The sequence below is a fragment of the Paracoccus rhizosphaerae genome (assembly GCF_026162645.1).
Classification (GTDB): Bacteria; Pseudomonadota; Alphaproteobacteria; order Rhodobacterales; family Rhodobacteraceae; genus Paracoccus; species Paracoccus rhizosphaerae.
The window spans coordinates 19,524-43,093 of the sequence record NZ_JAOTBE010000031.1; the positions used below are offsets into that span (position 1 = coordinate 19,524).

At 68.0% G+C, this 23,570-nt stretch carries 23 protein-coding genes; 19 read left to right on the forward strand and 4 right to left on the reverse strand.

Annotation, left to right across the window (positions count from 1 at the left end):
- Positions 1–114 precede the first annotated feature (114 nt).
- On the forward strand, positions 115–564 hold the full coding sequence (locus OC184_RS11915) for a PaaI family thioesterase (RefSeq protein WP_265507411.1): 450 nt from the start codon (positions 115–117) through the stop codon (positions 562–564).
- Positions 565–628: 64 nt separating this feature from the next.
- On the forward strand, positions 629–2,029 hold the full coding sequence (gene gndA / locus OC184_RS11920; protein WP_378927190.1) for an NADP-dependent phosphogluconate dehydrogenase: 1,401 nt from the start codon (positions 629–631) through the stop codon (positions 2,027–2,029).
- A gap of 5 nt (positions 2,030–2,034) precedes the next feature.
- Here the strand turns inward: gndA and OC184_RS11925 are convergent, their stop codons facing one another.
- Positions 2,035–2,538, reverse strand: a complete 504-nt coding sequence (locus OC184_RS11925; RefSeq protein ID WP_265507413.1) for a MarR family winged helix-turn-helix transcriptional regulator — start codon at positions 2,536–2,538, stop codon at positions 2,035–2,037.
- 228 nt (positions 2,539–2,766) lie between these two features.
- Here OC184_RS11925 and ectA point away from each other — a divergent pair, with 228 nt between their 5' ends.
- The 8 genes from ectA (at position 2,767) to OC184_RS11965 (ending at position 10,686) form a co-directional block, all read left to right on the forward strand.
- Complete coding sequence (gene ectA, locus OC184_RS11930) at positions 2,767–3,303, forward strand: diaminobutyrate acetyltransferase (RefSeq protein WP_265507414.1); 537 nt, start codon at positions 2,767–2,769, stop codon at positions 3,301–3,303.
- Positions 3,304–3,358: 55 nt separating this feature from the next.
- Positions 3,359–4,654: a diaminobutyrate--2-oxoglutarate transaminase gene (gene ectB, locus OC184_RS11935; protein ID WP_265507415.1), complete on the forward strand. Its 1,296-nt coding sequence runs from the start codon at positions 3,359–3,361 to the stop codon at positions 4,652–4,654.
- A 5-nt stretch (positions 4,655–4,659) separates the two neighbouring features.
- Positions 4,660–5,052, forward strand: coding sequence for an ectoine synthase (locus OC184_RS11940; protein WP_265507416.1), 393 nt, complete (start codon positions 4,660–4,662; stop codon positions 5,050–5,052).
- Between the two features lie 3 nt (positions 5,053–5,055).
- Positions 5,056–6,474 carry an aspartate kinase gene (locus OC184_RS11945; RefSeq protein WP_265507417.1) on the forward strand — a complete coding sequence of 473 codons (1,419 nt, stop codon included), beginning with the start codon at positions 5,056–5,058 and terminating at the stop codon, positions 6,472–6,474.
- A 144-nt stretch (positions 6,475–6,618) separates the two neighbouring features.
- A complete protein-coding gene (locus tag OC184_RS11950) occupies positions 6,619–8,073 on the forward strand; it encodes a globin-coupled sensor protein (protein ID WP_265507418.1) in 1,455 nt (484 codons plus the stop codon).
- A 269-nt stretch (positions 8,074–8,342) separates the two neighbouring features.
- Positions 8,343–8,828, forward strand: coding sequence for a hypothetical protein (locus tag OC184_RS11955; RefSeq protein ID WP_265507419.1), 486 nt, complete (start codon positions 8,343–8,345; stop codon positions 8,826–8,828).
- A gap of 35 nt (positions 8,829–8,863) precedes the next feature.
- Positions 8,864–9,100, forward strand: coding sequence for a hypothetical protein (locus OC184_RS11960; protein WP_265507420.1), 237 nt, complete (start codon positions 8,864–8,866; stop codon positions 9,098–9,100).
- A 125-nt stretch (positions 9,101–9,225) separates the two neighbouring features.
- Positions 9,226–10,686, forward strand: a complete 1,461-nt coding sequence (locus tag OC184_RS11965) for a phospholipase D-like domain-containing protein (RefSeq protein ID WP_265507421.1) — start codon at positions 9,226–9,228, stop codon at positions 10,684–10,686.
- Between the two features lie 173 nt (positions 10,687–10,859).
- Here OC184_RS11965 and aroB read toward each other — a convergent pair whose 3' ends face one another.
- Together aroB and OC184_RS11975 are read right to left on the reverse strand one after the other, a co-directional pair.
- Positions 10,860–11,966: a 3-dehydroquinate synthase gene (gene aroB / locus OC184_RS11970; RefSeq protein ID WP_265507422.1), complete on the reverse strand. Its 1,107-nt coding sequence runs from the start codon at positions 11,964–11,966 to the stop codon at positions 10,860–10,862.
- Positions 11,966–12,592 (reverse strand): shikimate kinase, encoded by a 627-nt coding sequence (locus OC184_RS11975; protein ID WP_265507423.1) that lies wholly within the window; start codon positions 12,590–12,592, stop codon positions 11,966–11,968. The genes aroB and OC184_RS11975 overlap by 1 nt, the downstream gene beginning before the upstream one ends.
- 48 nt (positions 12,593–12,640) lie before the next feature.
- Between OC184_RS11975 and OC184_RS11980 the strand changes: the two genes are divergently transcribed.
- From OC184_RS11980 to OC184_RS12005, 6 genes are all read left to right on the forward strand, one after another.
- Positions 12,641–12,793 (forward strand): hypothetical protein, encoded by a 153-nt coding sequence (locus tag OC184_RS11980; protein WP_265507424.1) that lies wholly within the window; start codon positions 12,641–12,643, stop codon positions 12,791–12,793.
- Positions 12,786–14,234, forward strand: coding sequence for a hypothetical protein (locus OC184_RS11985; RefSeq protein WP_265507425.1), 1,449 nt, complete (start codon positions 12,786–12,788; stop codon positions 14,232–14,234). Before OC184_RS11980 ends, OC184_RS11985 begins: the two co-directional genes overlap by 8 nt.
- Positions 14,231–15,199, forward strand: a complete 969-nt coding sequence (locus tag OC184_RS11990; RefSeq protein ID WP_265507426.1) for a site-specific tyrosine recombinase XerD — start codon at positions 14,231–14,233, stop codon at positions 15,197–15,199. The genes OC184_RS11985 and OC184_RS11990 overlap by 4 nt, the downstream gene beginning before the upstream one ends.
- A gap of 10 nt (positions 15,200–15,209) precedes the next feature.
- Positions 15,210–16,532, forward strand: coding sequence for an HlyC/CorC family transporter (locus OC184_RS11995; RefSeq protein ID WP_265507427.1), 1,323 nt, complete (start codon positions 15,210–15,212; stop codon positions 16,530–16,532).
- A 383-nt stretch (positions 16,533–16,915) separates the two neighbouring features.
- Complete coding sequence (locus OC184_RS12000) at positions 16,916–17,860, forward strand: DMT family transporter (RefSeq protein WP_265507428.1); 945 nt, start codon at positions 16,916–16,918, stop codon at positions 17,858–17,860.
- Positions 17,836–18,705 (forward strand): lysophospholipid acyltransferase family protein, encoded by an 870-nt coding sequence (locus tag OC184_RS12005; protein WP_265507429.1) that lies wholly within the window; start codon positions 17,836–17,838, stop codon positions 18,703–18,705. Before OC184_RS12000 ends, OC184_RS12005 begins: the two co-directional genes overlap by 25 nt.
- A 35-nt stretch (positions 18,706–18,740) precedes the next feature.
- Here OC184_RS12005 and OC184_RS12010 read toward each other — a convergent pair whose 3' ends face one another.
- The gene (locus tag OC184_RS12010) at positions 18,741–20,150 is read right to left on the reverse strand and encodes a class II 3-deoxy-7-phosphoheptulonate synthase (RefSeq protein WP_265507430.1); all 1,410 of its coding nucleotides are present in this window, start codon (positions 20,148–20,150) and stop codon (positions 18,741–18,743) included.
- Between the two features lie 138 nt (positions 20,151–20,288).
- Between OC184_RS12010 and OC184_RS12015 the strand changes: the two genes are divergently transcribed.
- From OC184_RS12015 to OC184_RS12025, 3 genes are all read left to right on the forward strand, one after another.
- On the forward strand, positions 20,289–21,266 hold the full coding sequence (locus tag OC184_RS12015) for a GlxA family transcriptional regulator (RefSeq protein WP_265507431.1): 978 nt from the start codon (positions 20,289–20,291) through the stop codon (positions 21,264–21,266).
- 89 nt (positions 21,267–21,355) lie between these two features.
- A complete protein-coding gene (locus OC184_RS12020; protein WP_265507432.1) occupies positions 21,356–22,507 on the forward strand; it encodes a Hint domain-containing protein in 1,152 nt (383 codons plus the stop codon).
- A 314-nt stretch (positions 22,508–22,821) separates the two neighbouring features.
- Complete coding sequence (locus OC184_RS12025) at positions 22,822–23,190, forward strand: sugar-binding domain-containing protein (protein ID WP_265507433.1); 369 nt, start codon at positions 22,822–22,824, stop codon at positions 23,188–23,190.
- Positions 23,191–23,570 lie beyond the last annotated feature (380 nt).

Consider the following 23,570-nt stretch of genomic DNA (forward strand, 5'->3'; position numbering starts at 1 on the left):
TGGCACTGGCCCAGGCAGCACCATCACTTCCGCCGCGACCCTCCGTCATCGGGCGAGGGGCTTCCCCACCGCCCGATGACGCAGCAGACTGGCCGCAGCCTTGGGAGGAGCGCCATGACCGACACCCCGCTTTCACCGGAAACCCTCGACCGGCTGCGCGCAAGCTTCGATGCGCAGGGCCTGATGCGCCACTTGGGCGCCAGCATCGTCGCCGCCCTGCCGGGGCATGTCACGCTGCGCCTGCCCTTCAGGCGCGAACTGACCCAGCAGCACGGCTATTTCCACGCGGGCGGCACGGCGGCGCTGGCGGATTCGGCCGGCGGCTATGCGGCCTTCACGCTGTTTCCGCCCGGCCATGACGTGCTGACGACTGAATTCAAGCTGAACCTGCTGAACCCCGCGCAGGGCGACTGGCTGGAGGCCGAGGGCCGCGTCGTCAAGCCGGGGCGCACGCTGACCATCTGCCAGCTGGACGTCTGGGGCGTCGGCGGCGGGCAGCGGACGCATGTGGCGACCGGCCTGCAGACGCTGATCTGCATCAAGCCACGCCCCGCCACGTCGTGACAGCGCCGCGCCGTTAGCGTAACCATCCCCCGAACGCATTGCGACCAAGGGTGGAGACATGGACATGACGGACGGCAACCAGCCGCGCATCGGGCTGATCGGGCTGGGCACGATGGGGGCGGCGCTGGCGCTGAACATCGCGGAAAAGGGCTTTCCCATCGCGGTCTGGAACCGGACCTCGGGCGTGGCGCAGCGGTTTCACGACGACGCGGGTGACCTGGCCGCGCGGATCGTGCCGACCGAGACGCTGGCCGACCTGGTCGCCGCCATCGCACCGCCCCGCGCGATCATCCTGATGGTGCCCGCCGGCGTCGCCGTTGATGCGCAGCTGGAATCGCTGTCGCCGTTGCTGGGGCCGGAGGACCTGGTCATCGACGCTGGCAACGCGGATTTCCACGACACCAACCGCCGCGATCAGGCCGCCCTGCCCTTCCGCTTCCTGGGCATGGGCGTTTCTGGCGGAGAGGACGGCGCGCGCCACGGTCCCGCGATCATGGGCGGCGGCAGTCAGACAGACTGGGATCTGGTCGCGCCGGTGATGACCGCGATCTCGGCCAAGGCCGACGACGGCACGCCCTGCGCGGCCCGGATGGGCGACGCGGGCGCCGGGCATTTCGTCAAGATGGTGCATAACGGCATCGAATATGCCGACATGCAGATGATCGCCGAGGTTTATGGCCTGATGCGCGACGGGATGGGGCTGCACGCGGCAGCGATCTCGGACATCTTTGCGGGGTGGAACGACGGCGTCCTCTCCAGCTATCTCATTGAGATCTCGGCCAAGGTGACGGCTGCGCGCGATCGCCATACCGGTGCCGCAATGCCCGACGTGATCCTGGACCGCGCGGGCCAGAAGGGCACCGGCCGCTGGACCGCCATCGAGGCGCAGCACCTGTCTGCCCCCATCCCGGTGATCGAGGCCGCGGTCATGGCACGCAATGTCTCGGCCCGGCTGGACGAACGCCAGGCCGGAGAGGCACGCTTCGGCGCCGCGCCCGGCCCCTGCCCGCTTGACGCGGAGGTGCTGGAACAAGCGCTGATCGCCGGCAAGATCCTCTGCTATGCGCAGGGCTTCACGATGATCGACGGCGCGTCCGGCCGATTTGGCTGGACGCTGGACCTGCCCGGCATCGCCCGCGTGTGGCGCGCCGGGTGCATCATCCGGTCGGCCATGCTGAACGACATGGCCGACGCGCTGGCCGAGGATCCGGCCCGCAACCTGATCATGGCACCCTTCTTTGCCGACCTTCTGGCGCGGGCGATGCCGGCGCTGCGGCAGGTCGTGACGCAGGGGATCGCCGCGGGCCATGCGCTGCCGGCGCTGGCATCCGGGCTGATGTGGTTCGACATGATGCGCACCGCGCGCGGGACGGCGAACATGATCCAGGCGCAGCGCGACTTCTTCGGCGCGCATGGGTTCGAGCGTCTGGACGGAATCGACGACCGCCACGGCCCCTGGGGCTGACGCCGTCAGCGGCGGATGCGGCTGATCTCTCCCAGTGTCAGGACCGGCGATGCGTCGATGCCATGGGCGTTCAGCATCGCCGCCACCCGTTCGAGCGAGGCGACCAGCATCGCCTGCTCCCAATCCTGCAGCGCCTCGAATCCGGTGACGAAATGCTGCTGCAGGGCGTCGGGGGCATCGCGCAGGGCCGCGGCCCCCTCCTCGGTCAGGATCACGTGCAGCTGCCGCCGGTCGGTGCTGGACCGCTGGCGCTGCGTCAGGCCCAGCTTGTCCAGCTGATCGACCAACGCCGTCACCGTAGCCTGGCTGACGCCCATCTGCGTCGACAGCTGCGTCGGCATGGCGGACCGCCCCTCGCGCCCGGCCAGGATCTGCAGCACCCGCAGCTTGGCGGGCGTCAGCCGCGCGGCCTGCGCCAGGTCACGTTCATATTGTTCGGTCGCGCGCAGGATGCGCCGCAGCGCGATCAGCGCGGCATCTGTTCGTGGCTTGGCGGCAGGCTCGGTCATGGGCGCATTATGCCAGCGCCTGACGGGCAAGGGCAACGCCATTCACTTCGGGGCGAAAACAATTTGCCTGACGAACCCCGAGCGGTCACGCATCCGTGCGCATCATCCGAAATATGCCTTTATATCGCGGCCACTTAGCTGAAAACGCCTGATTTTCAGCCAAGGCGGTTGCAACCAAGGGCAAGGTTTACTAGTTTGATGCCCGAAGCAACTGAGGATCAGGAGCCCATGCCCAGAGACGTGCAAGACATCGAACGCCCCCAGCAGCTGGTGCTGCGCAAGCCGGATCCCACCGACGGATCCGACGTGTGGGAGTTGGTGCGCGACTGCAAGCCGCTGGACGAGAACTCGATGTACTGCAACATCGTGCAAGCCGAGCACTTCCGCGACACCTGCGTCGTGGCCGAGCTTGACGGCCGGATCGTGGGCTGGATTTCCGGCCACATGATCCCCAACGAGGACGCGCTGTTCGTCTGGCAGGTCGCTGTCAGCGGCAAGGCGCGCGGTCTGGGACTCGGCCGCAAGATGCTGATGCACCTGATCAATCGCGATGCATGCGCCGATGCGACCCGGCTGAACACGACCATCACGCGCGACAACGACGCATCTTGGGCGCTGTTTCGCAGCCTGGCCCGCCATGTCGGCGGAGAGCTGTCGGACGATCCCCATTACACCCGCCACGAACATTTCGACGGGCGCCACGCGACCGAGCACATGGTGACGATCACCCTGCCGCGCGAGGCAGGTCGGGCCTTCGCCGCCTGATTACTTCACCCATCGAAGCATTCTCAAAAACGCACACCGTGCGAAAGGACGTCTCATGCCTAAAGACATGACGAACATCACCGACGACACGACGATCTTCCAGCGCCGCGAAAGCGAGGCGCGGTCCTATTGCCGGGGCATTCCCTCGGTCTTCACCTCGGCCAGCGGCTCGATCATGCGCGCGGCCGACGGGCGCGAGCATATCGACTTTCTCGCCGGCTGCTCGTCGCTGAACTATGGTCACAACGACCCCGACATGAAGGCCGCGCTGATCGAGCATATCAGCAGCGACGGCATTGCTCACGGGCTTGACCTGCACACCACGACCAAGGCCGAGTTCCTTGACGCGTTCGAGCGGCACATCTTGGCCCCGCGCGGCATGGATCACCGCGTGATGTTCACCGGTCCGACCGGAGCCAATGCGGTCGAGGCCGCGATGAAGATCGCGCGCAAGTCAACCGGCCGCACCAACGTCATCGCCTTCACCAACGGCTTCCACGGTGTGACCATGGGCGCGCTGGCCGCGACCGGGAACGGCTATCACCGTGGCGGCGCGGGGATGGAGACGCAGGGCGTGACCCGTGTGCCCTTCGACGGATATGCCAAGGGCCTCGACAGCGCCGCGCTCTTGGACCAGATGCTGTCCGACGCTTCGGGCGGTATCGACGCCCCCGCCGCGATCATGCTGGAAACCGTACAGGGCGAAGGCGGCCTGAACGCCGCGTCCGCCGAGTTCGTGCGGGCGGTGGCCGACATCGCCAAGCGTCACGGCGCGCTGCTGATCCTGGATGACATCCAGGCGGGCTGCGGCCGCACCGGCAAGTTCTTCTCGTTCGAGGACATGGGCGTGGTTCCGGACCTGGTGCCGATGGCGAAGTCCGTGTCGGGCTTCGGCCTGCCGCTGGCCATGGTCCTGGTGCGCCCCGAACATGACGTCTTCGGCCCGGCGGAACATAACGGCACCTTCCGCGGCAACACCCATGCCTTCGTGACGGCCCGCGTCGCGGTTGAGAAGTTCTGGTCGGACAAGGCCTTCGAGGCCGAACTGGCCGAAAAGGCTCAGATCATTGAAACGCGGCTGACGCAGCTGCGCGACATGGTTCCGGGGGCCTTCCTGAAGGGCCGCGGCCTAATGCGCGGCGTCGACGTCGGCTCGGGTGAGCTGGCCGGCGCGATCTGCAAGCGCGCATTCGATGGTGGCCTGATCATCGAGACTTCGGGGAACGAGGACCAGGTGGTCAAGGTTCTGGCGCCCCTGACCACGCCGAAGGACGTGCTTGAAAAGGGCTTCGACATCCTGCTGGATGCTGCCCGTGACGTCCTTGCCACCACCAACATCGCTGCGGAGTAATCGATATGATCGTTCGCAATTTCCACGACCTCAAGGACACCGACCGATCGGTGTCCGACGCCCGCTGGAACTCGGTCCGGATGCTGCTGGCCGATGACGGGATGGGCTTTTCCTTCCACATCACCACGCTGGAGGCGGGGTCGGAGCATACGTTCCACTACAAGAACCACTTCGAGAGCGTCTATTGCATGTCCGGCAAGGGGTCGATCACCGATCTGGCCACTGGCGAGACGCACGAGATCACGCCCGGCGTGATGTATGCGCTGAACCTGCATGACAAGCACACGCTGCGTGCGGAGGAGACGCTGGTCATGGCCTGCTGCTTCAATCCGCCCGTGACCGGCACCGAGGTCCACCGAGAGGACGGCAGCTATGCCCCGGCTGCCGAAACGGCCTGAGCCATGACCCATACCGTCGAAAAGATCGGCGGCACCTCGATGTCGCGGGTTCATGAGCTGCGCGACACGGTGCTGATCGGCGACCGTCAGAACCCCTATGGCCGCATCTTCGTGGTCTCGGCCTTCGGTGGCATCACCAACCTGCTGCTCGAGCACAAGAAGTCCGGCGAGCCCGGTGTCTATGCCGCCTTCGCCAGCAGCGAGGACGACCACGGCTGGCTGGCCGCGCTGGACCGCGCCAGCACCGCCATGCTGGAGGCGCACCGCGCTGTCCTGGACCATCCGGGTGACGTGGACAGCGCCGACGCTTTCGTCCGCGACCGCCTGCTTGGTGCGAAGAACTGCCTGATCGACCTGCAGCGCCTGTGTTCCTACGGCCACTTCCGGCTGTCCGAACACATGCTGCAGACGCGAGAGCTGCTGTCGGGCCTGGGAGAGGCGCATTCCGCGTTCGTCACCACGCTGATGCTGCAGCGGGCCGGGATCTCGGCCCGGTTCGTGGACCTGTCAGGCTGGCGCGACGAGGGCGAGGTCACGCTGGACCAGCGTATTCTGGGCGCGATGGAAGGCGTCGATCCGGCGTCGGAAATGCCCATCGTCACCGGCTATGCCCAGTGCCGCGAAGGCCTGATGCGCGAATTCGACCGCGGCTATTCCGAGGTGACGTTCTCGCGGCTGGCGGCCCTGACCGGCGCGCGCGAGGCGATCATCCACAAGGAATTCCACCTGTCCTCGGCCGATCCCAAGCTGGTGGGCCACGACGTTGTCCGCAAGCTGGGGCGCACGAATTATGACGTGGCCGACCAGCTGTCGAACCTGGGGATGGAGGCGATCCACCCCAAGGCCGCCAAGACGCTGCGCCAGTCGGGTGTGCCGCTGCGCGTGACGAATGCGTTCGAGCCGCACGATCCCGGTACGCTGATCGACGACCAGCCGGCGACAGAACCGGCGGTCGAGATCGTCACCGGACTGGATCTGTTCGCGCTGGAGCTGTTCGAACAGGACATGGTCGGCGCCAAGGGCTATGACGCCACCATCCTCGAGGTGCTGACCCGCCACAAGGTTCGCATTGTCAGCAAGGTGTCGAACGCCAACACGATCACGCACTACGTGGACAGCAGCCTCAAGGTGCTGCGCCGGGTCGAGAAGGACCTGACCGAGCGCTATCCCTCGGCCTGCGTCTCGTCGCGGGCGGTCGCAATGGCCTCGGCTGTCGGGCGCGACCTGGACGGGCTGGCGGTCCTCAGCCGCGGGCTGAACGCGCTGGCCGATGCCGGCGTCTCGGCGATCGGCGCGACCCAGGGACCGCGTCCGGTGGATGTGCAGTTCATCGTCGAACGAGACGCGCTGGCCTCGTCGATCAAGGCGCTGCACCGCGCTTTGGTCGAGGACGCGAAGGCGGCGCTGCCGAAGGCCGCCTAAGCGCAGCCAGATGACGACCTGAAGGGCCGGCGGCATCTGCGGCCGGCCTTTTACGTTGCAAATCATGCGCCCTTGTTCAGCAGGCCTTAAAGATTCGGCGCTAAGCAGGACCTGTCCGCTTCTGTCATGCGAAAGGAACCTGCGGTGACCAATCAGAACTGTGCCTCGTCGGTCGAGCTTGAGGCGCGCCTGAACTTCCTGGATCTGGGCGCCGATGCGCAGGACCGGCTGCGCTCGCTGGCGGGTGGCGTTCAAGACAGCGTCGAAGCCGCGCTGAGCGAGTTCTATCAGCGCATCGCGTCGATCCCCCATCTGCGCCGCCACTTCACCGACGACGCCCACAGCCAGCGCGCCAAGGGCAGCCAGCAGCAGCACTGGAAGCGCATCCTGTCGGCGGATTTCGGCGACGACTACGCGAAGTCGGTCCTGCGGATCGGCGCCGTTCATGCCCGCATCGGGCTTGAGCCGCGGTGGTATATCGGCGGCTATGGGCTGGTTCTGCACCACATCATCAGCGACATGGTGAACGACCGACGGACGCTGACCGCCGCCGGGCGCGCGCGGCTGGCCGACGACCTGTCGGCGCTGATGCGGGCCGCGCTTCTGGACATCGACCTGTCGATTTCGACCTATCTGGAACAGGTGGACGAGCGTCGCCAAGAGGCCGAGGAAGCCCAGCACCGGGCCTTCCACACGCTGTCGGACGCGCTCGGCCGGCTGTCCGACGGAGATTTGACCGCACGCGTCGATCCGGCGCTGTCGCAGAAGACCCGCTTCAACGACACGGTCGAGCGTCTGGCCGCGATCATGTCCTCGGTCCGGCAGGGGGCCGAGCAGATCGGCACCGGCACCCGAGAGATCGCGGCAGCCTCTGACGACCTGGCGCGCCGCACCGAACAGCAAGCCGCCAGCCTCGAGCAGACCGCCGCCGCGCTGAACGAGATGACCGCCGCGGTCAAGGATTCCGCGCAACGCAGCCGCGCCGCCGAGGAGATGGCCGCCAAGGCCCGAGAGGTGGCGGCGAACGGCAGCCGCATCATGGATGAAACCCGCACGGCGATGGCCGACGTCTCGGCCAGCGCGAACGAGATGGAGCAGATCATCGGCGTCATCAGCGAGATCGCCTTCCAGACCAACCTGCTGGCACTGAACGCCGGCGTCGAGGCCGCCCGGGCAGGCGACGCGGGCCGCGGCTTCGCCGTCGTTGCGGCCGAGGTCCGCGCGCTGGCGCAGCGATCCGCCGATGCGGTCCGCACGATCCAAAAACTGATCGACCGCAGCGTCCGGCAAACGGCGCACGGGGCCGAGCTGGTAACCGCGACGCATTCCGCGCTGACCGACATCATCTCGGTCTTCAACGACATCGAGGCCAGCGTCACCGAGATGTCGGCCACGGCGCAGCGCCAGGCGCTGAGCATCTCCGAGATCAACAGCGCGGTCAGCTATCTCGACGACGTGACGCAGCAGAACGCCGCCATGGTCGAGCAGGCAAGTGCCACCAGCGCGCTGTTGAACACCGAGGCCGAGTCGCTTGGAAACATGGTCAGCCGCTTCAGCCTGAGCAGCCCCACCGCGATCGAATGGCGTCAGGCGGTCTGAACGACCGGGCGCCGGGTGGCCGGTGCCGGGCTGCGGCGCGTCAGGACCGGCCAGCCGGGCCGCAGTCCGACAATTGCGGGGTCCGTCGGTGCGGACTGCCGGTTCTCGGACTGGGACTGGGTGTGACGACAGGCAGCATCCGGACCCTGCCCGTCCAACCTCTCGCCGCGACACAAAGACGCGTTCCCGTTGGCCCTGGATCGCCGGCGGATGGAACCACAGCCCCGCCCTGTGCCTTTTCCTATGCGGAAAGCACTTGGAGGAGCCAGATGCACAGGAACGTCACTGCGATCTATCGCACTTTCGCGACCGCAGACCTTGTCCGGCGAGAGTTGAGCGACCTTGGAATTTCAAGCGGGGACATCCGTGTCATCCCGGACATGGACGATCCCGTCGGTGCCGACGGCATGCGGACTGACCGCACGCATACCGACAGGCTGCACGACCTGCACCTGCCCGACGACGACCTCCGGACCTATCAGCAGAGCGTCCGCAGGGGGGACTATGTCGTCTCGGCCGAGGTGGACGAGACGCAGATCGCGCGGGTGCAGCAGATCATGCGCCGGCCCGAGGACGAGGCCTACAACCTCGACCAGAGAAGCGACGAGTTCCGCGACGCGGGGCTTGATCCCTACAGCGATCCCGGAACGCGCAGCACCAACGAAGAATGGATGGGTCGGCGCGACCAGGACAACACCGATCCGTTCACCCGGTCGTATATGCGCAACGCGCGGCTGGACCAGCGGCACGGCTGATCCTCGAACCGACAGATCAAGGAAAGGAAGCGAACATGGCGGACTATCGCGACCCGAAGGTGACCAAGACCTCTGACTCGAAGGGGGGCGCAGGCAAGTGGATCGGTATCATCGTCGTGGTGATCCTGGCGCTGCTGCTGCTGGGCTGGATCCTCGGGTGGTTTTCCGATGAGGCCCCCGAGGCCGTCGTGACCGACGAGGCCGTCGTCACCGACGATGGAGTCGTGGCCGAGGAACCTGTCATCGTCGAAGAGCCGGCCGAGGTGCAATAAGCCACCTGGGCAGCCTTTTGCGGCAGTCGCGCCCGCGGCCATACCGGCCGCGGGCGTCCGACCATGACCTGCCGCCGGGACGCGCATCGGCCCGCTGACAAGGAACGCTTCCTGCAGGAGCTTGGATGACAGACAGGGATACCCCGATCCTCCGCCCCGGCGACACCTGCTGGCAGATCAAGCGCGCCAGCCGGATGGCCGTGATCATCGATGCCGCCGAATATTTCTCGCTCGTCCGCGACGCCGTGCAGCAGGCTCAGCACAGTGTGATGCTGATCGGCTGGGACTTCGATACCCGGATCCCGCTGGACCGCCCCGACGAGGACGACAAGGTGCCCAACCGGCTCGGCAAGTTCCTGGGCTGGGTCGCCGAAAACCGGCAGGATGTGCAGATCCACGTTCTGCGCTGGAACCTCGGCGCGTTGAACGCCCTGGGACGGGGAACGACGCCGCTGGTCATCCTGGACTGGATGACGAACGACCGCATCCATTTCAAGCTGGATGGGGCCCATCCGGTCGGCTCTGCCCATCACCAGAAGATCGTGGTCATCGACGACACGCTGGCCTTCTGCGGCGGGATCGACATCACCGCCGACCGTTGGGACACCCGAGAGCATCTTGACGACAACCCCTTGCGCGTCCGTCCGACCACCAAGCGGCGCTATGGCCCGTGGCACGATGTCTCGACCGCGGTTGAGGGCGACGTCGCGCAAGCCCTGGGCGAACTTGCGCGCGAAAGGTGGCGCCGAGCCACCGGAGAAACGCTTCAGCCGCCAAAGCCCCAGCCAAGCCTCTGGCCAGACAGCCTGCAGCCGCTGCTCCGCGACGTCGACGTGGCCGTGGCGCGGACTGCGCCCGAGTATGATGACCGAGAGGCTTTGCACGAGATCGAGGCCCTGTACCTTGCAGGCATCGCCGCCGCCCGCCACACGATCTATATCGAGAGCCAGTATTTCGCCTCGCGCCGGATCGCCGAGGCGATGGCCGAACGCCTGAAGCTGCCCGACAGTCCCGAGATCGTGATCATAAACCCACTCTCGGCCGAAGGCTGGCTGGAGGAGGAGGTCATGGGCTCCTCCCGCGCACGGCTGCTGCACCTGATCCGGAAGGCCGACCGCTACGGGCGCTTCCGGCTCTATACGCCGGTCACGGCGGGCGGTCAGCCGATCTATGTCCATGCCAAGGTCATGGTCGTCGACGACAGGCTGCTGAAGGTCGGCTCGTCCAACCTGAACAACCGGTCGCTGGGGTTCGATACCGAATGCGACATCAGCATCGAGGCCGGGCCGGGCGACGACGACAAGCGGCGCCAGATCCTGAAGCTGCGGAACGACCTGCTTTCGGAGCATCTTGGCGTCGCGCAGTCGAAGCTGGATCAGGTTCTGGCGGACGCCGACGGCTCTCTCATCGCCGCGATCGAGACGCTGCGGACGGATGGCAGGTCGCTCGTCCCGTTCGAGATCCCGGAGACGAACAGCATCGAAACCACGGTTCTCGAGGAAAATCAGCTTCTCGACCCCGAGCGGCCGTCCAGCCGCTGGAGAAGCCTGCGTCGAGGGGTCAGAAGCCTCATCCCGGGCCTCTAGGGGCACCCGCGCGCCGACGATCCGCGGCGGCAAAGCCGCGAAGCCTCCAGAACGCCGATGCAAGCCAGGCTCCTTCCGCGACAGCCGGCACCTCGGCCCGCGCAGGCGCCGGCGACAGCCAGCGTCTGGCGGCGCCTCGATGGGGCCGCCCGACGCTTCGCCGCCGTTCCGGCTCAGCGGGCTTCCCGCAGGACCTCGGCCAGAACCGCGCGGTCGACGGCGTCGCTGACGAAAGCGTCGCCCACGTCATGCGCCAGAACGAAGCGCAGGCGACCGTCGATCACCTTCTTGTCCTGCCCCATCAGGCGGATCAGCTCCTGGTCGTCGGGCAGCTCCCCAGGGATCTCGGACAGCCGGGCGGCCATTCCCATCTGGCGCAGATGGGCCATCACGCGGCTCGGCGCCTCTTGTGGGCACAGCCCCATGCGCGCCGACAGCTCGAAAGCCAGCGCGCAGCCGATGGCCACGCCCTCTCCGTGCAGCAGCCGGTCGGAATAGCCGGTCGCCGCCTCCAGCGCATGTCCAAAGGTGTGGCCCAGGTTCAACAGCGCACGCTCACCCTGCTCGGTTTCGTCACGGGTCACGATGCCGGCCTTCATGGCGACCGAATGCGCCACCGCATGCTGCCGCAGGCCCGCATCGTGGCGCAGCAGCGGCGCGTTATCTTCCAGCCAGCCGAAGAACGCGGCGTCGCCCAGCAGCCCATACTTCGCCACTTCGCCATATCCGGCCAGGAAATCGCGCTCGCTCAGCGTATCCAGCACGTTGATATCCGCAAGGACCAGCGACGGCTGGTGGAACGCGCCGATCAGGTTCTTGCCCTTGGCGCTGTTGATCCCCGTCTTGCCACCGACGCTGCTGTCGACCTGCGCCAGAAGCGTCGTCGGCACCTGCACGAAGCGTACGCCCCGCCGCAGGATGGCCGCGGCGAACCCCACCAGATCGCCAATCACGCCGCCGCCCAGCGCCACGACAACGTCGCGCCGCTCGACCTGCTGCTCCAGAAGCCATTCCACGCAGGCGGACAGCTGATCCCAGTTCTTCGTGCCTTCGCCCGCCGGCAGGACCAGCGCCTCGCTGTCGATCCCCTCGGCGCGCAGGGCGTCCTGAAGCGGACGAAGATGCAGCGCCGCCACGTTGGCATCCGTGACCACGGCCACGCGCGGCCGCGCCAGCAGAGGCGCGATCTGCGCCCCGGCACGGGCCAGAAGGCCCGCTCCGATGCGGACGTCATAGGCACGCTCGCCCAGTGGAACGTGAACGGTGACAGGATCGGTCATCATGCCTCCTTCATCAGGCCGGGGTCGGTCGCACGCAGCTGGGCGATCAGCCGCAAGGCCGAACTTTCGATGCTGTCGCCGGCCCGCGACACGAACTCGACCTCGGCCGTGGCATAGACCGGGCTGCGTTCCGCCAGCAGGCGCAGCAGCGTGCCCTTGGGGTCGGCGGTCTGCAGCAGCGGCCGCGTCTGGCGCTGGCGCACCCGCTGCCACAGCAGTTCGGGGTCGCAGTTCAGCCAGACCGACATGCCGCTGGCGCCGATCAGGTCGCGGTTGCCGGGCTGCATCCAAGCCCCGCCCCCGGTCGAGATGACGCCGGCCGGCCCGGCCAGCAGCCGCGCCAGCACCTGCGCCTCGCGGGCGCGGAAGAACGCCTCGCCGTCGCGAGCGAAGATTTCGGTGATGGTCATGGCCGCGGCGGCTTCGATCTCGATGTCCGAATCGGTGAAGGGCACGCGCAGCCGCCGCGCCAGTTCGGTCCCGATGGCGGTCTTGCCGGCGCCCATCATCCCGATCAGCACGATATGGCGCGTTAGCCGCCCTGTCATTTGCGCCCCCTTCGAATTGCGTGACTGAATGACGTGATCTTTCGGAAATTGCCATATATATTCGGCACGGGCCGGCATAAGACCGGCCGAAGGCAACGAAAAGACGGTCGAGCAAGGGCGAATGCGATGCGGATGTTGAAACTGCTGGTGATCCTGATTCTGGCGGGGCTGGTTGCCCTTGTGGCCTATGCCTATTTCGCCGACATGACCCCCACCCGGTCCGAGGTGCGCACGCCCCTGGACATGACCGATCAGCCAGACGGGCCCGCCGGTGAATAGACCCGGCCTCATCGCGGCGGCCCTGGCCACCCTCCTGCCGCTGTCGGCGGTCGCGCAGCAGCCGCTGTCGGCCAGCGACTGGCTGTCGGGCAGCGTGCGGGGACCGACGCGTGAATCCTCGGCCTGGCGGCCCGGCGACCGGCCGCCCGATGCGCCGGCCCGGCCGCAGCCCGTGGCCGAAAGCGGCGCGGTCGGGCCGGTGCAGGTCACGCGGCTGGACGGCGGCGATCCCGACCGGACCGGGACGACCAGCCCCAGGCGGGCCGGACTGCCGCCGGATCTCTGGGCGGGAAGCGACGCCGGGACGCTGTCGCAGATGGTTCTGGCCACGCCAGCGCGGCTGGACGCGATGCAGGACCTGCTGAAGCGGGTGCTGACCGCCCAGCTGGCCCCGCCGACCGAGGCCGGCAACCGCGGCCAGCTGTTCCTGGCCCGCGCCGACCGGCTGCTGGACATGGGCGCGCTGGATCAGGCGCAGGCGCTGCTGGGCGCCGCCGGTCCGGGCGAGCCCGAAATCTTCCGCCGCCTTTTCGACGTCGCCCTGCTGGAGGGGGATGAAGGCCGCGCCTGCGCCATCATGAACGGCACGCCGGGCATTGCACCCAGCTTCGCCGCCCGCATCTTCTGCCTGGCGCAGTCCGGCGATTGGGCCGCCGCGGCGATCAGCCTGCACGGGGCCGAGGCGCTTGGCCTTGTCGACGAACGCCGCGCGATCCTGCTGACGCATTTCCTGGACGACGGTCTGGTTGATGGCGGCCAGATCCTCGAGCCCGCCGACCGCATGACCCCGCTGGAGTTCCGCATCCACGAGGCCGTGGGCCAGCCCCTGCCGACCACGCCGCTGCCCGTGGCCTTCGCCCAGTCCGACCTGCGGCTGAACGGCGGCTTCAAGGCCCGGCTCGAGGCGGCCGAGCGTCTGGCGGTCGCAGGCGCCCTTCCCGCCTCGGACCTGCGCCGCATTTATGCCGAACAACGCCCGGCGGCCTCGGGCGGGGTGTGGGAACGCGCCAGCGTCATGCGCACGCTGGAGGCGGCGCTGGTCAATGGCGATCTGCAACAGGCCCTGCCCCGCGCCTTCGAAGAGTTCCGCAAGGCCGGCATGGCCGACCTTCTGGCCGAGATGGTCGCCGCCGACCTGCCCGACAGCGATGACCCCCAGGTGGCCGAGATCACGTCCCTGCTGCGCGCCTGGGTCGGCCTGCCTGGCACGCCCCGGTCAGAGCCCGCCGCAGATCTGGCCGCGCCGCCCCAGCCCGCCCCCGACATCCGCCGCGGAGAGGCGCTGCTGACCGCTATGGCCGATGTCGACGCCGCGCTGGAAGGCGATCTGGCACGCGCCGGCCGGGGTATCGCGATGCTGCGCGCCCTGGGGCTCGACGCCGACGCCGACAAGGCAGAGACCCAGATCACGCTTCTGCCGCAGATGACGGCTCAGCCATGAGCGACCACCACGCCATCTCGGCGTTTCTTGACGCGCAAGCGGCCGAGGCGGGGGCGGCACGCAATACGCTTCTTGCCTATGGCCGCGACCTGCGGGACCTGTCCGACTGGCTGTCGGCCCGCGGCTTGGCGTTGGCCGGACTGACGCGGGACCAGGTCGAGGATTACCTGACCTTCTGCGACGCTCAGGGCCTGTCCCGCGCGACCCGCGCCCGGCGCCTGTCGGCCATCCGCCAGTTCACCCGCTTCGCCTTGGAGGAAGGCTGGCGTGACGACGACCCGGCCATTCGCATCTCCGGGCCGGGCCGCAGCCAGCGCCTGCCCAAGACGCTGACCCGGTCCGAGATCGACGCCCTTCTGGCCGCCGCGCCGGCGATCGGACGCACAGCGCAGGACCGGGCGCGCAACACCTGCCTGATCGAGATGCTCTATGCCACCGGGATGCGTGTCAGCGAACTGGTGACGCTTCCGGTCGCGGGCTGCCGCGGCGACCCCGTTGTCCTGCTGGTGCGGGGCAAGGGCGGCAAGGACCGCCTTGTGCCGTTGGGGCAGCCCGCGCGCACGGCGCTGCGCACCTGGCTGGAACTGCGCGACGCCGCCCCGCAGGGCAGCGTCCTGCACCGCGTGCTGGCCGGACGCGGCGGGCGCTGGCTGTTCCCGGCCCCCGGCGCCGCCGGTCACCTGCCACGGCAGAGCTTTTCGCGGCTGCTGCAGCAGATGGCGGTGACGGCGGGGCTGGACCCGACCCGCGTGACGCCGCACGTGATCCGCCACGCCTTCGCGACGCATCTGCTGGAGGGCGGCGCCGATCTGCGCAGCATCCAGATGCTTCTGGGACATGCCGATCTGGGCACGACCGAGATCTACACGCACGTCCTCGACCAGCGCATGCGCGATCTTGTGCTGAACCACCACCCGCTGGCCGGCGTTCCGGCGGCGGACCCACCCCCCAAACCCCAAGGCTGATCCGGGAAACATGGACGACCCTTCAAGTACCTTCGACATCGCGTTGTGGCTGACAGCCGGCGCGATCCTTGTCCTGCTGATGATGTCGGCGTTCTTTTCAGGCTCGGAGACGGCGCTGACCGCCTCCAGCAAGGCCAAGCTGCGGTCCCGCGCCGACAGGGGCGACGCCGGGTCCGAAACCGCGCTGCGCCTGACCCAGGACAGCGAACGGCTGATCGGGGCGATCCTTCTGGGCAACAACGTCGTGAACATCCTGTCGGCCAGCCTGGCGACGGCGCTGTTCACGCGCCTGATCGGCGGCAGCGGCGTGGCCATCGCGACACTGGTGATGACCGTGTTGGTGTTGATCTTCTCGGAAGTGATGCCCAAGACCTATGCCATTTCCGCGCCTGAAAACGTGGCCAGCCGCGTCGCCCGGCCGATCCGGGTGCTGACCATCATCCTGTCGCCGGTGGTCAGCGTCGTCCGGCTGATCGTGCGCGGAATCCTGTCGATCTTTGGCCTGGAAACGGACCCCGGCCGGCACATGTTCTCGATCGAGGAGGAGATCGAGGGCGCGCTGTCGATCGGCCATGCCGCCGGCGCCGTCAACAAGGAGGACCGCGACCGCCTTCTGGGCGCGCTGGACCTTGGCAACCGCACCGTCGAGGAGATCATGCGCCACCGCAGCGAAATCCAGATGATCGACGCCGAGCTGCCGCCCGAAAAGATCCTGGAGACCGTGCTGGCCAGCCCGCACACCCGCCTGCCCGTCTATCGCAAGGAGCGCGAGAACATCGTCGGCGTCATCCACGCCAAGGACCTGCTGCGCGCCGTGAACCGGGCGGTGCGCGACGCGGGCGACACGACGGCGGCCGGGCGCTTCGACGTCATGGCAGTCGTCATGCCCCCCTATTTCGTGCCGGAAACCAGCGCGCTGGACGAACAGATGCGAGAATTTCTCAAGCGCCGGACCCATTTCGCGCTGGTCGTCGACGAATACGGCTCGCTCCGCGGCCTGATCACTCTGGAAGACATCATCGAGGAGATCGTGGGCGAGATCGCCGACGAACATGACACCGAGGCCGACCAGACCCTGCGCCCGAACGCGCAGGGCGATTATCTGGTCGAGGGCGGGATGACGATCCGCGACCTGAACCGCCAGCTGGACTGGACCCTGCCCGACGAGGAGGCCAACACCGTCGCGGGGCTGGTGATCCACATGGCGCAGTCGATCCCGGAACAGGGCCAGGTCTTCAGCTTCCACGGCTATCGCTTCGAGGTCGTGACGCGCCGGGAAAACCGCATCACCCGGCTGCGCATCCGCCCCCTGGTGCGTCCCTCGCAGGACTGAGCGCGGCTTGCAACGCCGCGCGGGGGGACCTAACACGGCAGGGGACATCCCTGCCTGAAGGCCCTTCATGCAACTTGCAGCCCGCACCGCCATCGCGCCGCACCGCAAACCGGCCGGCGCCGTCCAAGGACGGCCGGGTCAATCGGATCTGGCTGGGGAGCGGTGCGGGCAACAGGCGCCATCACGGCGAAAGCTGCCGCCGGTCGGCGGCACGGATGCGGAAATGAGGTGGTACGTGACATGCTGATGGCGGTGGCGGGCATACCGGTAAGGAAGGCATTGGCAGCTTGCAACCTGTCGGCCCCCTGTGCCTCATCAAAGCGCCTCGACGCGCATCGCTGTCGGCCGGGCACGGAACACATGCTTCGCGGGGCGTCCGCCTGATGCGGGCGCTTGCACAGGGCTTTGCGCGGATGAGACTGGGCCGCCAAGGCCTGAGGCGGCCGGGGTCGGACCACGCGCGGGGCATCGCGCTGCTTCTGGCGGCGATCCTGGGTTTCACCCTCATGGATGCGACGGCAAAGCACCTGACGCAGATCTATCACCCGGCGCAGGTGATCTGGGCGCGGTTCGTGGGCAACCTGCTGATCTTCGTGCTGATCTTCCGGGGCCGGATGTTCCCGCTGCTGCGAACACGGCAACCGGCGGCGCAGTTCGCGCGGGCAGCGATGCAGCTGGGCTCGGTCGGGCTGTTCTTCACATCGCTCCAATACATCGGTCTGGCCGAGGCGACGGCGATCATGGACCTGAACCCGGTTCTGATCACCCTGGGCGCCGCCGTCTTCCTGCATGAAAAGATTGGCCCGAGGCGCGTCGCGGGCATCGCGGCGGCACTTCTGGGGGCGATGCTGATCATCAGGCCGGGGTTCGGCGTCTTCCAGCCGGCGGCGTTGCTGCCGCTGGCGGGCGCCTTCACCTTCGCGGCGGGGGCGCTGCTGACGCGGATCGTGCGCGGCGACGCGGTCGCGACCTCGGTCCTGTGGTCGGCGGTGCTGGGCAGCGTTGCGACCACCCTTGTGGTGCCCTTCGTCTGGCAGCCGATCGCGGGCGCGGACCTGTGGGCCTTTGCGCTGCTGGCCCTGTTTGGCACAACCAGCCAGTATCTGTTGGTGCGCGCCTTCAGCACGGCCGAGGCGGGGGTGCTGGCGCCCTTCGGCTATACCGGGCTGGTCTGGGCGGGCCTCTGGGGCTGGCTGTTCTTTGGGCAGCTGCCCGACCTGTGGACCATCACCGGCGCGGCGGTTATCGTCGGCGCAGGCCTTTACGTCTGGTCGCGCGAAGCCCGCGCGGCACAAGGGGATCAATGCGCGACGACCGACCCACGCTGACCGACCGGCTTGCCAATGGCCTTTTCCTGAGCGTGATGAGCGTGGCGCGCCTTCTGCCCTATGACCGCCGCATCCCCGCGATGGGCTGGCTGTTCGCCCATGTCGTCGCGCCGCTGGCGGGCTGGCGTCGGCGGATCCGCGACAACCTGCGGCTGGCCCGCCCAGACCTGTCGCAGCCCGAAATCGAGGCGCTGGTGCGCGCGGTCCCCGCCAATGCCGGCCGCAGCCTGGCCGAGATCTATTCGGGCGAGGCTTTCACCGCGCGCATCCGCGCCTCCGACCCGCTGGAGGGGCCGGGGCTGGCCGCGCTGGAAGAGACCTTCCACAGCGGCCGTCCGGTCATCCTGGCCTGCGCGCATTTCGGCAACTACGACGCCATGCGCGCCGCGCTGGCCGCGCGGGGCTGGCCGGTCGGCGCACTCTATCGGCCGATGAACAACGAGGCGTTCAACCGCCACTATGTCCCGGCCATCACGGCCATCGCCGAGCCGCTGTTCCCGCGCGGACGGGCCGGGCTGGCGGCGATGCTGCGGTTCCTGCGGGGCGGCGGCTGGCTGGCCCTGGGCTTCGATCAGTTCGACCATGACGGGGCCGAGCTGCGATTTTTCGACCTGCCGACCAGGACCGTTCTGACACCGGCAGAACTGACGCGCCGCTATGACGCGCTGCTGGTCCCCATCGCCGGGATCCGCCAGCCCGACGGGCTGAGCTTTCGCGTGCATGTCGGCGCGCCCGTCGCCTTGGACGAGCCGCGCGCCATGATGCAGGCGCTAAACGACGACCTGGAGATGTTGGTCAGGCGCCACATGGACCAGTGGTTCTGGATCCATCGGCGCTGGAAGTGAAACGGCCCGGACGATCCGCCCGGGCCGCTTGACGTTCAGCCGGCGGCCGACGCGCGTTCGGGTGCCGCACCTTCGCGACGGGCGCGCAGCTCCTCGGCGACCAGGAAGGCCAGTTCCAGCGACTGGCTGGCGTTCAGGCGCGGATCGCAGGCGGTGTGATAGCGGTCGGACAGGTCCTCGTCGGTGACGGCGCGCACGCCGCCGGTGCACTCGGTCACGTCCTGCCCGGTCATCTCGAAATGCACGCCGCCAGGGATCGTGCCCTCGGCTTTGTGGACGCCGAAGAACTCGCGCACCTCGCGCAGGATCGAATCGAAGGCCCGCGTCTTGTAGCCGGTCGAGGACTTCATGACGTTGCCGTGCATCGGATCGCAGGACCACAGCACGTTGGCGCCTTCGTCCTGAACCGCCTTGATCAGGCGCGGCAGGTGTTCGCCGACCTTGCCTGCGCCGAAGCGGGCGATCAGGGTCAGGCGCCCTGGTTCGTTCGCCGGGTTCAGCTTGGCCATCAGCACCTTGAGGTTGTCCGCCGTCGTGGTCGGGCCGCACTTCAGGCCGATCGGGTTCTGCACGCCGCGGCAGAATTCGACATGGGCGCCGTCCGGCTGACGCGTCCGATCGCCGATCCAGATCATGTGGCCGGAACCCGCGATCGGCAGCCCGGTCGTCGAGTCGGTCCGCGCCAGCGCCTCTTCGTATTCCAGCAGCAGCGCCTCGTGGCTGGTATAGAAATCGACCTTGGACAGCTGGTGCGCCGTGTCCGAATTGACGCCCGCCGCCTGCATGAAGGCCATCGCGTCGCTGATGCGGTTCGCGATGTCGCGATACTTCGCCGCCTCGGGGCCGCCGACGAAATCGGCGATCCAGTTCTGCACCCGGTGCATGTCGGCGAACCCGCCGGTCGAGAAGGCGCGCAGCAGGTTCAGCGACGCCGCCGCCTGGGTATAGGCCGCCAGCATCCGCTGCGGGTCGGGGATGCGCGACTCGGCCGTGAAGTCGAAGCCGTTGATGATGTCGCCGCGATAGCTGGGCAGCTCGGTTCCGCCGATGTTTTCGGTGGGTGCGCTGCGGGGCTTGGCGAACTGGCCGGCCATCCGGCCGACCTTGACGACGGGCATCTGCGCGCCCCAGGTCAGCACGACGGCCATCTGCAGCAGCACCTTGAACGTGTCGCGCAGGTTGTCGGCGCTGAATTCGCTGAAGCTTTCGGCGCAGTCGCCGCCCTGCAGCAGGAACCCCCGCCCCGCCGCGGCATCGGCCAGCTGCGACTTCAGCCTGCGCGCCTCTCCGGCGAAGACCAGGGGCGGAAGACGGCGCAGTTGCGTTTCCACCGCTTCCAGGGCGGCGGCGTCGGTATAGTCGGGCATCTGGACACGGGGATAGGCGCGCCAGCCGGCCTTGTCCCAGGTCTGGGTGGCGACGGTCTTGCGGTTCTCCTGCGTCATGTCCTGCGCTCCTTGGAAATGGTCGCGCACATATAGTCGTGAACGATCTTCAGGGAAAGGCCTTGCCGCAACCTGTGCTTGCCCGGAAGGCGAAAGCCTGTTTGGGTGCCGGACGCAACCGCACAGCCAGATAGCCAGATGCCATCCGACAAACCCCGCCGCTTCACCTTCCTGCTGCTCGACCGCTTCACGATGATGTCCTTCACCGCCGCGATCGAGCCGCTGCGGCTGGCGAACCGCGCATCGGGGCAGCCGCTGTTCGAATGGCGGCTGGTCGGACCGCGCGGCGACGTGGCGGTCTGTTCGAACGGCACGCGGGTGATGGTCGATGCGGGGCTGGATGCCGACGCGCCCCCGCCTGGCCGGGACGAGGCCGTGATCGTCTGCGGCGGCACCGAGGTCGCCCGAGCGGCGACCCGCCCCGTGCTGGCCTGGCTGCGCCGCCAGGCCCGTGGCGGCGCAGCGATGGGGGCCGTCTGCACCGGCGCCTGGATCCTGGCCGAGGCGGGGCTTCTGGACCGGCGCAAGGCCACCATCCACTGGGAAAACCACGACGGCTTCGCCGAAGCCTTTCCCGAGGTGGACCTGTTCCGGTCGGTCTTCGTCCATGACGGCAACCGGCTGACGGCGGCGGGCGGCACCTCCAGCATCGACCTGATGCTGCACCTGATCGCCGAGGCGCATGGCGACGGCCTGGCCGCCGACGTGGCCGACCAGATGCTGCACACTGCGATCCGCACCGACCAGGACCGCCAGCGCCTGTCGATCCCGACCCGCATCGGCGTGCGCCACCCGCGCCTGGCCGCCGTGATCGCCCGGATCGAGGCCAACCTTGAAGAGCCGATCAGCCCCGCGCAACTGGCTGCCGACGCCGGCATGTCCACGCGCCAGCTGGAACGGCTGTTCCGCCGATACCTGAACCGCAGCCCCAAGCGCTATTACATGGAGACGCGGCTGGCGCGCGCCCGCAACCTGCTGATGCAGACCGAGCTGTCGATCATCGAGATCGCGCTGGCCTCGGGCTTTTCCAGCCCCTCGCATTTCTCGAAATGCTATCGCGCGCAATACGGCAGCACCCCCTATCGCGAGCGGGGGACCTCCGCCGATCCGCGTTAACCTGTCGTTAACGAATGTGACCTAAGCCTCTGATCGGCCTGCCGGGAAGGGCAGAAGCGATCATCTTCAAGGGCGCGATGCCGATCAGGATGACCGTTTTGACCTTCAGCGATCCGATCGACTCGGGGCGGGAATCGCCCGCGGTGTTCGTGCCTTTCTCGGATGGCAGCGGGCCGGTCGACATGTCGCAGGCCATTCGGTCCGAGATCACGCTGAGCGACGATGGCGGCTTCTTCGACTTGGGCCTCTATTTCCCTGGCGAGGCGGATCAGAGGCTGCTGGAGCCTGCCACCTTCGGGTCTGGCGATACGGCGGTGACGGTGGATGCGGGAACCCGGCTGTCGAACTGGCTGGGGGCCGTGATGTCGGGCCCGGTGCGCTTGGACGCCGACGGGGCCGAGGTTGCCGACCAGTTCGTGATGATGCTCCCCCGGACGCTCGAACCCGGCGGGCTGGGGACGGAACTGGGCGCCCGACAGTCGGTGCTGGTCTTCCCCCTGCCCCAAGAGATCGGCGGCCGCCAGATCTTCCCCGAATTCGACCAGAGCCTGACCTACAGCTACAGCAAGGTCAGCCTGATCGGCAGCGGCTATGAATCGCTCTCCTATGCGGCCGCCTGTTTCGGCCACGGGACCATGATTCGCACCACCATTGGCCTTTGCCCGGTCGAGGACCTGCGCGTGGGCGACCTGGTCATGACGCTGGACCGCGGGCCGCGCCCCGTCCTGTGGATCGGAAGCCGGCTGGCCGACCCCCTGCACCTGGATCTGAGACCGCAGGACCGGCCGATCGGCATCGCGGCCGGTGCCCTTGGCGACGGCCAGCCCTGCCGCCGGCTGGTGGTATCGCCGCAGCACCGGCTGCTGATCCGCTCGGCCATTGCGGGGCGGATGTTCGGCTGCCCCGAGGTGCTGGTCGCGGCGCGTCACCTTGTCGGTCAGCCGGCGATCTTTGTCGCGCCGGTCACCGCGATCCGCTACTGGCACGTCCTGCTGGAGCATCACGACCTCATCGACACCGAAGGCGCCTGGAGCGAGAGCCTCTACCCCGGGCCCGTCGCGCTGTCCGCCTATCCGGAAGGTCAGCGGCAGCAGATCAGGGCCGCGCTGCCTGCGGTGGCCGAGGGTCCGCCGCCCACCCCGCGCCCCGTGCCCGCCGGGCGCAAGGCACGGCAGCTGTCGGCCCGCCACCTGCGCAACAACAAGCCCCTGGTCGCGACGCTGGAGCCTGCCACAACTTGATGCTGCGCCTTCGGCGTCGCAGGAATGCTTGGCCGTCACTGAGGCGGACCGTTCCGGCCGTTCCTGCCGAACTGGCCCGAGCAAAGAGCCGGACGACGATGCCACCCTGGCCATCGATCACCGCGGCAACATAGGTGGATCCCTTCTCCGGAAAGGCGGGTCTTCTGCAGTGAGGAAAGCGCGCATGGGCAAGGATGTCGCGCCGACAGAGGTCACGGTGCCAGCCGATCTGGCCGAGGAGTACGGACGCGCGCGTGGCATGGCACTATCTCGTCGACGGGCTGACGCAGCATGATATCGCGTCGAGGATTGGCATGACGCGGGTTCGGGTCAACAAGCTGATCGCCCAGGTGCGAGAGGATGGCGCGGTGCACATCGACGTCGCGCTGCCACTGACCGACTGCGTCGAATTGGGCGAGGCGCTGGCAGCCCGTTACCGCCTGGTCGACGCCGCCGTCGTCCTCGACCTGCCCGACCATCTGGAGCAGAAGCGCCCGATGGGCGAGGCGGCCGGCGCGACGATCGGCAAGCTGATCGAGTGGCGCGCTCTGCGGATCGCGACCGCCACCGGCCGGACGCTCAGCTTCGCGGTGCGCGCCCTGCACGAGCGGCCGCAACCCGACAGCAGGGTCTTGGGCCTGACCGGCGGCGTCACCCGCTCGTCCGGCACGAACACCCTCTAGGTCGTGACGGGCTTCGCACGGAAGCTGGGCGTCGAATGTCACTATCTGACGGCCCCGCTCTACTGCCTCACCGAAGGGCCGCACCGACCTTGGCGTCACGTCCTGCGGGTCACTGGCCGAGGAGACGACGCTGACGCAGATCAGGGCCGTCAAGGATCACCTGGACGACCTTCAGCGGGGCGAGCTTTTGGGCTGGTGGCTCGATGCCCAGGGCCGGCCGGTCGATCATTTCCTGAACGACTCGCTGATGCCGCTCATGAGTAATGAGCGAAAGTTGGTGATGCCTCGGGGGGGGGGCGGCATATCATGGCGGTGATCAGAACGCCGTCAATTCTCAACCGAGAAAGGGATATGCCCATGCCAGAGACTACCATCACCCA